A 13,716-nucleotide genomic window follows, 5' to 3' on the forward strand; every position below is an offset into this window, starting at 1 on the left:
CGGACTCATGCACCGGCGAAGTCCGAGGCAGTTCGATCGATGGCTAAAGCGTCTGTCACGCCGCGACGCTGTGGAAATGCGCAGATTCGCGCAAAGCTGCGCGCCGACTTACCGGCTGTGCGGGCGGCCTTCAAACTGCCATGGAGCAATGGCCAGACCGAGGGTCACGTCAACCGGCTCAAGTTCCTCAAGCGTCAGATGTATGGCCGCGCGAGCATCGAGCTTCTGCGGTTGCGGGTTCCGATCGCCATCGCAGGCGGCTGAGACCGTGCGGCCGGCACAAGGCTACCAGACTCGCCCACATGGTCATCAAAAATGGTGGTGGGCGCCGGAGACGACCCCGTTTCACGCTAAAACATCCTCCAACGCAAGGTCGCCGTCGTCACACAAAGTGCCGAAGACCCATCTTTATTACACTTCACGGTTCTGTCACGAAATTTGGCTCTGCGCAGGCTGAGTCCGCCTATTTGGACTACGTTGCCGTTCTGGTGGGCAGCTTGCCGCCGCCATTAGCGTTCTGCGGATCGGCCGGTTGCTGAATGCTAGAGGCACTCCGCTCAAGCGAAGAAGCGCTTGCTGTCGCGGCCGCGCTCAGTGAGGCGAGAATCTCGTCGCGGCAAACCTTCAGGATTTCGTCGGCCAGCGGCGAGTCGTCCGGACACGCCCGGGACATGACAATGGCGCCCACCGCATGCGCCAGTATGTCCAAGGACTGGGCACGCAACCGCCCCGGATCGGCACCGTCCGACGCGATGCCATCGGGTTTCAGTGCAGCCAGCAGGCTCTCAAGGCCCGCCGCAAACGTGGCCCGAACTGCCTCCGGTTGACGCGCGGCATCCCCGCCCAGTGCGGCCATCGTGCAGCCGGTCCCACGCTTGTCGCGGTGCTCGCGGGAAAGGTAGTACCGCACAAACTCCGGCGCGTTGACGCCCGCGCTCAGCGCGACGGTCTGCGCGATGCCGCAGGTCGCCGATTCCGCCATAAGGTCGGCCTTGGAGCGGAACTGCTTGTAAAAGCCGCCGTGCGTGAAGCCGGCGGCGGCCATCAAATCGGCAACGCCAACCCCATCGTAGCCGCGCTCCCGAAACAGCTGGGACGCCGTCTCGACCACGTGCTGCCGGTTGGCCTGTGCCTGTGCCTTGGTGATCTTCATTTCCTGACCACTGTCGATTCATGTCTGCGAAGGCTTCATCATACATTGATGTCAATCGTAATCAAAAGATTGACACTTTAGATTATGATCGTCATCATTGGTACCGTTCCTATCCTAGAAGCTAAGGCAATATGAACGACAAGACTCTTTTTGAACCTTACGCCCTTGGCCGCCTGGCGCTCGCGAACCGCATTGTCATGGCACCGCTGACCCCGCAACCGGGCAGGCGCGGGGCTGGTGCCTAGCGAACTGGCCGCGACCTACTACGCCCAGCGCGCCTCGGCCGGCCTGATCATCACGGAGGCCACTCAAGTGTCAGCCCAGGCTCAGGGCTATCAGGACACCCCGGGCCTGTACACACCCGAACAAGTGGTCGGCTGGCGCAAGGTCACCGAGGCTGTACATGCAAAGGGCGGACGCATCTTCGCCCAACTCTGGCACGTCGGCCGTGTTTCGCACGTCGATGTCCAGCCTGACGGCGCTGCGCCGGTCGCGCCTTCGGCCATCCGCGCCGCGACGAAGACCTTTGTCAACAACGGATTTGTCGACGTGTCGCAGCCGCGCGCCCTCGACCTCAACGAATTTCCGGGCATCGTTAACGACTTTCGTCGAGCCGCGGCCAATGCCATGGCCGCCGGCTTCGACGGCGTGGAAATCCACGGTGCTAACGGCTACCTGCTGGAGCAGTTCATCAAAGATGGGGCCAATCAGCGCACTGACCCCTACGGCGGCTCGATAGAGAATCGTGCGCGCCTGCTATTGGAAGTCGTCACGGCGGTGGTGGAAGAAATCGGCGCCGATCGCACCGGTGTGCGCATCTCGCCCGTGTCACCGGCAAATGGGATTTCGAGCAGCGATCCTCAGCCGCAGTACGACTACATCGCCGATCAGCTCAGCGCGCTGGGCATCGTCTACCTGCACGTGGTCGAGGGCGCGACCGGCGGCCCACGCGCTGTCGCGCCGTTCGACTACGACGCACTGCGCCGTCGCTTCAGGCAAACCTACCTGGCCAACAACGGCTACGACCTGGAACTCGCCACCGCCAGGCTCAACGAGGGCAAGGCAGACCTGTTCGCCTTCGGCCGTGCCTTCATAAGCAACCCCGACCTGGTCGAACGCCTGAAGACCCCGCTCCGCTGGCCCAGCCCGATCTCGCCACGCTCTACGGTGGCGGTGCTGCTGGCTACACCGACTATCCGACCATCACCGCTTGAGGCGCGTGCCGGTCGTGTCCACGTCCGAACCGTTATTGCAAAGGAATCAACTCATGACCACGCTTCCGACTGTTCTCATCACCGGCGCCTCTTCCGGCATCGGGGCAACCTACGCCGCGCGATTCGCCGGTCGCGGCCATAACCTTGTGCTGGTTGCTCGCGACAAGACGCGCCTCGATACGCTGGCCGCGCGCCTGCGTGCAGAAAACGGTGTGAGCGTCGACGTTCTGCAGGCCGACCTGACCCAGCCCGCGGATCTGGCCGTGGTCGAGACTCGTCTGAGGGACGACTCTCGCATTGGCATCCTGATCAACAACGCCGGGATGGCTCAGTCGGGCGATTTCCTGCAGCAGAGCGCCGAGGGCATCGACCGCCTGGTCACGCTCAACACCACGGCGCTCACGCGGCTCGCGGCCGCGGTGGCTCCGCGCTTTGTGCAGTCAGGTAACGGCGCGATCGTCAACATTGGCTCGGTGGTGGGCTTCGCGCCCGAGTTCGGCATGTCTATCTACGGCGCCACCAAGGCCTTTGTCCTGTTCCTGTCGCAAGGACTGAATCTCGAGTTGTCGCCAAGCGGCGTCTATGTGCAGGCGGTGCTTCCGGCGTCGACCCGCACTGAAATCTGGGGACGCGCCGGCATCGACGTCAACATGCTTCCCGAGGTGATGGAAGTGGACGAACTGGTCGATGCAGCGTTGGTTGGCTTCGATCGGCGCGAACTGGTCACCATCCCGCCGCTGCATGTGGCCGGGCGCTGGGATGCACTGGATGGCGCGCGCCAGGGGCTGATGTCGGATATTCGGCAAGCCCGCGCGGCCGATCGCTATCGGTCGGAAGCCTGACCATTGCGGATTCTGTCTTACACGGGGAGGCATGGCTTTAGCGACCGACACGCCGGACTCAGGCTTCACAGGTAACCCGATGACAAACTTACAGAACCTCGACGCCAACGATGTGAGGACCATGCCCCTTAAAGCGCTGCAGACGGCTTATGTCCATGTCCCGACTAACCTGGTCAGCGCGGCTGGAACCACTTTCGCTTACCGCGAACTGGGACACCGTGGCGGTGTCCCGCTGGTTCTGCTCAATCACTGGGGCGCCGTGCTAGACAACTTCGACCCGCAAATCGTCGATGGCCTGGCTCGTGAGCATCACGTTATTACCATCGACTATCGCGGAATCGGCTTGTCCGGCGGAACCGCCCCGGTGACGGTGGACGAAATGGCGCGCGATACCATCGCCGTGATTCGTGCGATGGGCTTCGAACAGATAGACCTGTTCGGCTTTTCTCTAGGCGGCTTCGTGGCGCAGGACGTGGCGCTGAAGGCTCCGGGGTTGGTGCGCAGGCTCATCCTTACCGGCACGGGTCCCGCGGGAGGTCAAGGTATCGACCATGTCGGTCGGGTGTCGTGGCCGCTCATACTCAAGGGCTTGCTGACACGACATGACCCCAAGACCTATCTATTCTTCACCGCCACGGAAAACAGCCGGCAGGCAGCAGGCGCCTTCCTGAACAGGCTAAAGGAACGCCGCGCCGGCCGAGACAAGGGACCGACGCCTCGCGCTTTCCTTCGCCAGCTCAAAGCGATCAAGGCCTGGGGCCAGCAGGTACCGCAGGACCTCGCCGGCCTGCACATGCCGGTGTTGATTGTCAATGGCGACAACGACATCATGGTGCCCACCCCACTGAGTCGCGACATGGCCCGCCGCATTCCCCATGCGCAGCTGGTCATCTACGAAGACGCGGGGCACGGCAGCATCTTTCAATACCACGCGGACTTCGTGCCGAAGGCGCTGGCGTTCCTGGCGGCATTCACCCCACATTGGCATTAGAGCAACATGAAGGCTCTCACATTCAAACGCTATGGCAATTCGCCCGAAATCGGCTTCGCCGATGTTCCGCGCCCCACACTGAAGCCCGATGACCTGCTGGTTCAGGTCCACGCGGCGGGGTTGAACCCCATCGACAACATGATTCCGGCGGGAACGTTCAAGCCCGTCCTGAAGTTCGAACTACCGGCGACGCTGGGCAGCGATATTGCCGGCGTGGTAGTGGAGGTCGGCAGCCGCGTGACACGTTTCAAGCCGGGCGATGCCGTGTTCGCCAGCCTCTTCGATCTGGGCAGGGGATCGCTCGCCGAATTCGCGGCGGTGCCCGAAGGCGTTGCCGCGTTAAAGCCGGCCAGGCTCGATTTTGTGCAGGCGGCCTCCGTTCCGATGGTCGGGCTCACCTCGTGGCAGGCATTGAAGGAGCGCGCCAACGTTCGAGCAGGTCAGAAGGTGTTGATCCCGGCGGGGTCGGGCGGCATCGGCACGTTTGCGATTCAACTGGCGAAGTCCCTGGGCGCAACGGTGGGCACCACCACCAGCACGGGCAATGTCCAGATGGTTGCCGATCTCGGCGCAGACGAAGTGGTCGACTACAGGAAGCAGGACTTCGAAAAGCTGCTGCACGACTATGACGTGGTGCTCGGCACGCTGCGGGGCGACGCAATCGCAAAATCAGTTGGCATCCTCAAGCCGGGCGGCAGGATTGTCTCGCTCATCGGTCCATTGGATGCCGCGTTCGCACGCGCACGACGCCTGAATTTCTTTCTTGCATTCGTGTTTAGCTTGATGAGCCGCAAGATCATGCGCCTGGCAAGAAAGCGGAACATTAATTATTCGTTTCTCTTCGTGCGCCCCGATGGCCCCCAACTCTTGGAAATTGGCGGACTCCTCGAATCGGAACGCATTCGTCCGGTGATCGATAAGGTATTTGCGTTCGAGCAGGCGAAGGAAGCGCTTGAATACCTGGCCCAGGGGCGCGCCAAGGGTAAGGTCGTCGTGAGGGTCAAGTGAGCTGCCAGACGGTTGACAGTGCAGGAGCTTCCCCTATCTAACGCTGGTCTATCGAGGCTGGTTGCATCCGTTTGCTGTGGGTCGGCAAGGAACGCACGACCGAGAGCTTCGAGAAGTTCTTTGCCCTCCCTCATCGGCACCGAGATCGCCGCCAAGGTCGAATTCGTCTGCTCGGATATGTGGAAGTCCTATCTGAAGCTGATCGCCAAACATTGCCACTATCAGTGTGCGTCTGTCGACTACATTTGGCAGACGCCATCTTCGAAATTTCTTAGCCGGCTGCTGTAGCCGGCGCGCTTCGTCGCGTGGTTTCGGCCCGCCAGAGACGCTCGAGGCCGGTACGGCGCACATGCATGAGTTTCAGTATAAATTTGGCATGTTGCGGCAAGGGGTGCGTCCGGTGGCCCGTTCTCTGCATATTTTGTCCAGGCTAAGTTGAAATGTCCGGTTAGCTCTCGGCTTGCTTGGTCAGCTTTGGGGTGAACGTAGGGCGGTGGTGCTGGCCTGACACGATTGAATCCAGCTCAGGGTGAAGCTGTCATGCGGCGGAGCGGATTTGAATTCCAGTAGCAAGCTCGGTTCCGTTAAGCGGCCACGGCTGCTGCTGTAAGCGTTGCAGAGCTTCCAACCCTGAACGTATTGCGCTATCTGCAACACAGCTCCGAGCCGCTTGTTGTCCACGATCGCGCCTTGATCGATCTCAGATAGCCGGTCGTAGATGGTATAGGGCAGGGCAGCGCCGTTCGCGCGTGGCTCGATCCTGCCATCCGGATAGTGATAGACATCGATATAGCGACCGGCCAGCTTCCGATGCAACAGGTTTTCGACAAGGCACTATGCAGGTTCATCAAGGTATAGCGGTCGAAACCTACCGTACCGATGTTCTCCAACAGCAGTTCGATGGCAGTCTTGTGGTTGAGAATCATCTGTGTTTCGATGGCCGCCTTGCCTTGCACCGCCTTCCCGTGCTCGATCAGCTCCCGGGTGTCGAGGCGGGAATAGGTGTTGCCCTCCAAATGACTCGATGCCAGTCGATCAGTAGCCGGTTCAGGATGGCCCTGCTGTAGGTTCCAGCGGGCGCATCAGCCTGCGCCGTCTTGCCCATATTGTGTAACTGACGCCGAAGCGATTCCGACAGGTACCGTATCGCTGTACTTAAGTAATTGATTTCATTGATGTTGCATGCGATTTCTCTGCCGTTGTCACGCGAATTGACGACATTCCTTCGGGATCGTTGACGACTTTCCCTTGTTCTACGGTGTACAAGCCGGCCGGCGAAGCGCTTGACGCTGTTGTAGGCGCCGGTGAAGCCGAACTGATCGACCAGGTCCTGGTAGATGGCGGTGTAATTGCGCCGTAGGCGCAACTGCGCCTCGATCCATTCCAATACGGCTCACAGGGCGAGGGGCGATTCGCCGGTGGCCGGGAGAGGGAATTTACCTCCGCCTGACGCTGTGCAAGGCGGCGGATGGTTTTGCGGTCAACGCCGGTGACGCGCTCGATCTCACGCTGGCTCTTGCCGGCGGCCAGCAGCGAGGTCGGTAGTTCGCAGATGTGGCTTCAAGACGTTCACCCCTCCCCCTGTCAACGACAAAGGGATCAAAGTTACGTCCTGCCAGCAGGATGCCCCTGGAGGTACCGCGACCGGTCGCGACCGCTTTGCTACGCAGTCATCAGGTGGGGAATTTAAGCGGCCAAAAGCGGGGGAGTTTGACCGGCCAACGGGGTATGTGACGGATTCAATTAATGTTGAAGAACGCTTCTCGTCCAGGATAGCTGGCGATATCGCCCAGATCTTCCTCGATGCGTAGCAATTGGTTGTATTTCGCCATACGATCCGAGCGAGACATCGAGCCGGTCTTGATCTGCAGCGCATTGGTGCCGACCGCGATATCGGCGATAGTGCTGTCCTCGGTTTCGCCGGAACGGTGGGAGATCACCGCGGTGTAGCCGGCGCGCTTGGCCATTTCGATCGCGGCGAAGGTCTCGGTTAGCGTGCCGATCTGGTTGATCTTGATCAGGATGGAATTGGCGATGTTCTTCTGAATGCCTTCCTTCAGGATCTTGGTGTTGGTTACGAACAGATCGTCGCCCACCAGCTGGATGCGACCGCCCAGGGTCTTGGTCAGCGTGGCCCAGCCTTCCCAGTCGTTTTCGGCCATGCCGTCCTCGATCGAGATGATCGGATACTTGTCGCACCAGGTCGCCAGCAGGTTGGTAAAGTCGGACGAGGACAGGGTCAGGCCTTCGCCGTCGAGGCGGTACTTGCCATCCTTGTAGAACTCGGAAGCGGCGCAGTCCAGGCCCAGCGCGATCTGAGTGCCCGGCTCGTAACCCGCCTGCTCGATCGCCTGCAGGATCAGCTTGATCGCGGCTTCATGGTTCGCCACCGACGGCGCGAAGCCGCCTTCGTCGCCGACCGCGGTGGTCAGGCGGTTTTCATGCAGGATCTTCTTCAGCGTGTGGAACACTTCTGCGCCGTAGCGGATCCCTTCGCGGAAGCTGGGCGCACCGACCGGGATGATCATGAATTCCTGCAGGTCGAGGTTGTTGTCGGCGTGGGCGCCGCCGTTGATGACGTTCATCATCGGCACCGGCATCTGCATCGCGCCGGAGCCACCGAAGTAGCGGTACAGCGGCAGGCCGGCTTCCTCGGCCGCGGCCTTCGCCACCGCCATCGACACCGCCAGCGTCGCGTTCGCGCCGAAGCGGTTCTTGTTCTCGGTGCCGTCGAGGTCGATCAAGGTGCGGTCGAGGAAGGCCTGCTCATTCGCATCCAGGCCCATGATCGCTTCAGATATCTCGGTATTGATGTTCTCGCAGGCTTTGAGCACGCCCTTGCCGAAGTAGCGGCTCTTGTCGCCGTCGCGCAGCTCGATCGCCTCGCGCGAACCGGTGGAGGCGCCCGACGGCACCGCGGCGCGGCCCATCACGCCTGATTCCAGCAGCACGTCGCATTCCACGGTCGGATTGCCACGGGAATCGATTACTTCGCGGCCGATGATATCAACGATAGTGCTCAACTTATCTCCTTGAAACAGTTTGGATTTGAGATCAGGACGCGCTTATTCAACCTGCGCAATTCGTAGCAGGTTCGTCGTCCCAGCTGTGCCAAAGGGCATGCCCGCCGCGATAACAATGGTCTGGCCTTTGTTTGCCAATCCCTCGCGTGCTGCGGTCTGGCATGCAAATACAGTCATTTCCGAGACTGCTGCAACGTCGTGGGTCAAGACTGGGTGTACCCCCCACACCAGGGCAAGCTTGCGGGCGGTACTGAGCTTGGGCGTCATGCCTATAATGTGTGCTTTTGGACGTTCCCGCGCCATGCGTAAAGCGGAGTAGCCAGAGCTGGTATAAGCGACGGTGGCGGCGGCACCCAGCAGGTCTACGACATTGCGCATTGCCAATCCGATTGCGTCGGCAATCTCAGCACGTGCAGGGCTATGGGATTCCTTCATCGTCTCGACGAAAAATGGATCGGCTTCGGTCTGATCGATAATGCTGCTCATCATACGAACCGCTTCGATCGGAAATTTTCCCGATGCGGACTCGGCTGACAGCATCACCGCATCAACCCCGTCGTAGATAGCGGTTGCGACGTCCGACGCTTCTGCGCGGGTGGGCACCGGCGCATTGATCATCGACTCAAGCATTTGCGTAGCCACAATCACGGGCTTTCCCAACTGCCGACACATGCGTACGATGCGTTTTTGAATGGCCGGCACCTGCTCGGCAGGCATTTCCACCCCGAGGTCGCCACGAGCAACCATGATGGCGTCGGAAGCCTGCACGATCTGTTCGAGCTGGTTGATGGCTGCCGGCTTCTCCAGCTTCGCCAGAATTGACGCCCGGCCTTTCACGATTTCCTTGGCTTCTTCGATATCTTCGGGCCGCTGCACAAAGGAAAGCGCAACCCAGTCGATGCCCAGCGCCAGCCCGTAGTCGAGGTCTCTTCTGTCTTTCTCGGTCATTGCAGACATGGGCAAAACCACACCGGGGACATTGACCCCCTTGCGCTCTGACAGCATGCCGCCGTTAATCACCCTGGTATCAGCGAAGTCGGGGCCACAACGCTCGACTTTCAAATGGATCTTGCCATCGTCGAGCAGCAGTCTTGCGTCTTCGGTCAATGCAGCAAAAATTTCCGGATGGGGAAGCGAGACGCGGCGCTGGTCTCCTGGCTTTTTATTGTCCAGATCAAGGCGAAACTGGGCACCGTTCTCCAGCATGACCGGTCCGTCAGAGAATGTGCCGATACGCAGTTTTGGCCCCTGCAAGTCGAGCAGCACGCCAATAGGACGCCTTACCTCCATTTCAACCGTCCGGATGATGTCGAGCCGTCTCTTGTGATCCTCGTGCGTGCCATGGCTAAAGTTCATCCGGAATACGTCGACCCCAGCATGAAATAAAGCTTCAATGGTTTCCTTGGTATTGCTTGCCGGTCCGATGGTAGCGACAATTTTTGCCTTGCGGTTGCGGTGCATGCCAGTCTCTCTTTAGTCCGCCGCTGTGATAAACATCGCGCGAAAATCATTCACTCTTGTAAGGTTCTGTCCGGCGATGAATGCATCACCGAGTGCCCAGATGAACATCTTCTCGTCGTCATTTACTAGAGAAAAGTCTTTAACGATGATTTGCCAAGCCTAAGTGCCATTGAAGGCTCAACGCTCTGACCGGCTCGTTCCAGTTCAGAATGATTGCGGTCAGTTTCCCCCGGACGTCTAGCAGCCACAGATAGCGGCTGACTTATTTTTTCCTTAATGCCGCGTGCGTTCTCTGCTTGCTGAAATACTCAAGTCCACGCCTTACGCCAGCTTGCGCGCTCCCGATGCCAAAAAACCACCATCCACCGGCAAATCTACGCCTGTGGTGTACCCGGCCTCATCTCCGACGAAATACATCACGGCTGCAGCAATTTCCGCAGTCGATCCATAGCGATCCATAGGAATTGCGTGGGTATATTCCTTGCGGAACTGGTCCGTGTGAAGCACGCGGGTCATCGGCGTGTCGATCGGACCAGGCGATACCGTATTTGCAGTGATGCCATGCTCGGCGAGTTCCACGGCCATCTGCCGCGTGAGCGCAATGACTGCTCCCTTCGATGTACCGTAGGCGGTGCGCCCCGTGCCTACAGAACGCTGACCGGCGACCGATGCCAGGTTCACGATGCGCCCCCACTTGTGCTTCAGCATCAGTCGGGCTGCATGCTGGGCGCACAGTAGCGTGCCGGTGACGTTGACATTCATCGTTGCGAGGAAATTTTCAAGCGGAAATTCCAGGAATGGAAAAACCTTTGCGATGCCGGCGCAGTTCACTAACACATCGCAGCGGGCATGCCGGCTTTCAATTTCGGTAAAGGCCTGTGCCACGGACGCAGCATCGCCAGCGTCGATCTGTTGGGCCTCAGCGCGCAAGCCTGCTGCGCTGAGCTCCCCCACGCGACCTTTTGCGGCTTCCATGTCGCGATCTGCGACGACTACCGTGTAGCCCGCTGCACCAAGGCGCTGACAGATTTCCGCGCCTATGCCCATGGCGCCGCCAACCACGATGGCAACGCGATCCTTATTGGTCTGATTTTGCATTCTGTTCTCCTGTGTTATAGAAAGCCGATGGAAATCCATGGCACCGCCGCGACAATGATCAATCCCACAACCATGGCGGCGATGTATCCGACGATGGGGCGAATTCCTTCGTCCGGGTGAACTTTCGAGATCGCGCATGCGGCGTAATAGCCAACCCCGAAGGGCGGCGCAAAAAGGCCGATACCCATCGACAGGATCACGACCATCGCGTAATGGACTTCGTGGATGCCCATGGCATGTGCTATTGGAAATACCAAAGGCCCGAACAGTACGATGGCCGGTATCCCTTCCAGCACGCTGCCGAGGATCACGAAAGCCAAGATGGAAACAGCCATGAAGCCTACGGCGCCGCCTGGCAGCGAGCGCATCACATCGGTGAGGGTGCGCGAGAAACCGGATTGGGTGAGCCCCCAGGCCATCGCGGTGGCCGCGCCAATGATCAAAAGAATCGCGCCGGACAGACTCGCCGTTTCCACTAGCATCGGGTACAAGCGCCGGAAGTCGAACTTGCGATAGATGAGAAGCCCGGCGACGACCGCGTAGACGATGCCGATCGTTGATACCTCCGTTGCCGTCGCGACGCCCTCGACCACGGCGGCGCGGATGATGAAGGGAAGCGCGATTGCAGGCAAGGCCACCACGAAGGCCTTTGCGATCTCGGCCCGGTTTGCCCGCGCCACCTGCGACAAGTCCTCACTGCGATAGCGCCAGAACACCACGCCGATCAATCCAATGGCGAGCACTATGCCCGGTAGCATGCCTCCTGTGAACAGGGCTGAGATCGACACGCCCGTCACCGAGCCAATCGTAATTAGTACGATGCTCGGCGGTATGGTCTCTGTCTGGGCGCCGGTTGCCGCCAGCAGGGCAACCAGGTCGCCTTCCCTTGCACCGCGGTTTTTCATCTCGGGGAACAGCACCGGCGCGATCGCAGCCATGTCGGCCGCCTTGGAGCCGGAAATCCCTGATACCAGGTACATGGCGCCCACCAGCACATAGTGCAGGCCGCCGCGCACATGGCCCAGCAGGGTCGCGAGGAAGGCCACCATCGCGCGCGCCATGCCAGTCATCTCGATTAACTGCCCCAGAAACACGAACAGCGGCACCGAAAGCAGGATGAGATGGCTCATTCCCTCATCCATGCGGCCAACCACGATCAGCACCGGCGTCGTGGTGGTCAGCATGATGTATCCCAGCGTGGCCAGACCGAATGCAAATGCGATTGGCACGCCGGCAAAGACACAGGCCGCGACCACGACTACAAAGAAAATCACCAGATTGATATTGCCGAGCTTCTGGAATAGCGGTTGCAGCATCCACATGCCGACTATTAACGCCACCGCGAGCGCAAGCGCCTTGCCCACGGTCTTTCGGTCGGCAAACTGGGCCAGGCGCAACAAGGACAGTAGCGCCATCATGCCAAAACCCACAGCCATAGCCGCTACGCGCCAGCTATTCGCGATATCCAGTGCCGGCGTGCTGATCATGGCTTCCTCTTGCGCATACTCCAGCGCATGTGGCAGCACTAGCAACAGAAACACTAGCGCAGCCACCGTTGCCAGCACGTCGACGAATGCGCGCGTGGCTGGAGAAAGCTTGCCTACCACAGCTGTCATACGCATGTGCTCGCCTTTTTCGAAGGCCACGGCGGAACCGAGCATTGCCAGCCACAGGAACAGGATGGAGGCAAGTTCATCTGACCAGATCAGTGGGGTGTGGAAAATGTAGCGGCCGATCACTCCGGCCAGTAGAACGAAGATTTCCACTGCCACCAGCAGCGCGGCCGGCACCGCCAGGCAGTGGCCGAGCAGGCGTTGTAAGCGCGCCGCGCCGGCGCTGATGGCGTCTCGCGGCTGATTTGCCGCGGCATTCGTGCGTGCGATGTGCATGGCTCACCCCAATTTCCCGGTGTACTTCTCCAACATTGCCCATGCTTCCTCGCCGTATTTCTTGCGCCACTCGGCATAAAAACCCGACTTCGACAGCATGGCGCGGAACGGAGCCGGATCCGGCGTGTTGAAAACCATTCCCTTGGCCTGCAGATCGCTGTGTAGCGAGGTGTTCAACTTGGCGACGTCGCCACGCACGTCTAGGGCCGAGCGGTTAAGGTGTTGCGCCACGATCGGTCGCACCTTTTCCGGCAAGCGGTTCCATGCTTTCACGCTGCTCATGCACTAGTAGCCATCCCACATGTGATTCGTCATGGAGCAATACTTCTGCACTTCGTAGAGTTTGGCGATCGAGATGATAGACAGCGGGTTTTCCTGGCCATCAACGACCTTGGTTTGCAGCGACGAGTACACTTCGGCGAAATTGATTGAAGCCGGCGCCGCGCCAAGATGCTGGAACAGTGATGTCCACAGCGGACTCACCGGGACGCGTATCTTCAGGTTTTTGAGATCACTGGGCGTCTTAATCGGCCGAACGCTGTTGGTGATCTGGCGGAAGCCCGAACTCCAGATATTGTCCATGGCCATCAGCCCGACTTTGGTGAACTGACTGCGCAGGTACTTGCCCAGATCGCCGTCCAGTGCCTTGTGCACAGCATCGTCGTTAGGGAAAGCAAAGCCTAGCCCGTACATCGACGACACCGGCACCATCTGTGATAAGACATTCACGCCGGAGACTGTGAAAAAATCGATTGCTCCGGCTCGCAATTGAGACAGCATGTCGGCATCGTTTCCGAGCTGATTGTTGGGGAAGACATTGATTTGAACCTGTCCTCCCGTTTCCTTCAGGATGCGTTCGGCTGCCTCGTTGGCGCGGATGTTCAGCGGATGGTTTGCCGGCAGATTGGTGCCGAACTTGAGACTGATTTCAGCGGCGCGAGCAAACTTCGGCATGATCAGCGCTGGAGCGGCCACTGCAGCTACGGCGCTGATCAAGACTTGACGGCGTGTGAATCGATTCATGGTTCCTGTCTCCT

The 13,716-nt window shown here is 59.8% G+C and carries 10 protein-coding genes and 5 pseudogenes; 6 read left to right on the top strand and 9 right to left on the bottom strand.

The features are described 5' to 3' along the window. Positions 1 to 39: 39 nt before the first annotated feature. On the top strand, positions 40 to 264 hold the full coding sequence (locus KB879_RS40710) for a transposase (protein ID WP_371827444.1): 225 nt from the start codon (positions 40 to 42) through the stop codon (positions 262 to 264). Between the two features lie 208 nt (positions 265 to 472). On the opposite strand, the gene KB879_RS38430 is transcribed toward KB879_RS40710, so the two are convergent. Continuing rightward, positions 473 to 1,153: a TetR/AcrR family transcriptional regulator gene (locus KB879_RS38430; protein ID WP_211983113.1), complete on the bottom strand. Its 681-nt coding sequence runs from the start codon at positions 1,151 to 1,153 to the stop codon at positions 473 to 475. Between the two features lie 131 nt (positions 1,154 to 1,284). On the opposite strand from KB879_RS38430, the pseudogene KB879_RS38435 reads away from it, so the two are divergent. From KB879_RS38435 to KB879_RS40045, 5 genes and pseudogenes are all read left to right on the top strand, one after another. Next, positions 1,285 to 2,367, top strand: a pseudogene (locus KB879_RS38435) (alkene reductase). A 53-nt stretch (positions 2,368 to 2,420) separates the two neighbouring features. Beyond that, positions 2,421 to 3,209, top strand: a complete 789-nt coding sequence (locus tag KB879_RS38440; protein ID WP_013958779.1) for an SDR family oxidoreductase — start codon at positions 2,421 to 2,423, stop codon at positions 3,207 to 3,209. Positions 3,210 to 3,330: 121 nt separating this feature from the next. Continuing rightward, a complete protein-coding gene (locus KB879_RS38445; RefSeq protein ID WP_211984590.1) occupies positions 3,331 to 4,200 on the top strand; it encodes an alpha/beta fold hydrolase in 870 nt (289 codons plus the stop codon). A 6-nt stretch (positions 4,201 to 4,206) separates the two neighbouring features. Further along, complete coding sequence (locus KB879_RS38450; protein ID WP_211983115.1) at positions 4,207 to 5,208, top strand: NADP-dependent oxidoreductase; 1,002 nt, start codon at positions 4,207 to 4,209, stop codon at positions 5,206 to 5,208. Positions 5,209 to 5,328: 120 nt separating this feature from the next. Next, positions 5,329 to 5,496 (top strand): transposase, encoded by a 168-nt coding sequence (locus tag KB879_RS40045; RefSeq protein ID WP_249221428.1) that lies wholly within the window; start codon positions 5,329 to 5,331, stop codon positions 5,494 to 5,496. 342 nt (positions 5,497 to 5,838) lie between these two features. Here the strand turns inward: KB879_RS40045 and KB879_RS40050 are convergent. From KB879_RS40050 to KB879_RS38495, 8 genes and pseudogenes are all read right to left on the bottom strand, one after another. Further along, positions 5,839 to 6,024 (bottom strand): annotated as a pseudogene (locus KB879_RS40050) (ISNCY family transposase); the annotation flags it as partial. A 5-nt stretch (positions 6,025 to 6,029) separates the two neighbouring features. Beyond that, positions 6,030 to 6,349, bottom strand: a pseudogene (locus KB879_RS38465) (Fic family protein); the annotation flags it as partial. Between the two features lie 117 nt (positions 6,350 to 6,466). Then, positions 6,467 to 6,772, bottom strand: a pseudogene (locus KB879_RS38470) (IS21 family transposase); the annotation flags it as partial. 175 nt (positions 6,773 to 6,947) lie between these two features. Beyond that, entirely contained in the window at positions 6,948 to 8,231 is a 1,284-nt protein-coding gene (eno, locus tag KB879_RS38475) for a phosphopyruvate hydratase (RefSeq protein WP_211983116.1), read from the bottom strand. 42 nt (positions 8,232 to 8,273) lie between these two features. Then, positions 8,274 to 9,692: a pyruvate kinase gene (gene pyk / locus KB879_RS38480; protein ID WP_211983117.1), complete on the bottom strand. Its 1,419-nt coding sequence runs from the start codon at positions 9,690 to 9,692 to the stop codon at positions 8,274 to 8,276. A 321-nt stretch (positions 9,693 to 10,013) separates the two neighbouring features. After that, complete coding sequence (locus KB879_RS38485; RefSeq protein ID WP_211983118.1) at positions 10,014 to 10,790, bottom strand: SDR family NAD(P)-dependent oxidoreductase; 777 nt, start codon at positions 10,788 to 10,790, stop codon at positions 10,014 to 10,016. Between the two features lie 14 nt (positions 10,791 to 10,804). Continuing rightward, complete coding sequence (locus KB879_RS38490) at positions 10,805 to 12,679, bottom strand: TRAP transporter large permease subunit (protein ID WP_211983119.1); 1,875 nt, start codon at positions 12,677 to 12,679, stop codon at positions 10,805 to 10,807. 3 nt (positions 12,680 to 12,682) lie between these two features. Further along, positions 12,683 to 13,702, bottom strand: a pseudogene (locus tag KB879_RS38495) (TRAP transporter substrate-binding protein). Between the last annotated feature and the right edge of the window lie 14 nt (positions 13,703 to 13,716).

The sequence above is a fragment of the Cupriavidus sp. KK10 genome (assembly GCF_018223725.1).
Lineage (GTDB): Bacteria > Pseudomonadota > Gammaproteobacteria > Burkholderiales > Burkholderiaceae > Cupriavidus > Cupriavidus necator.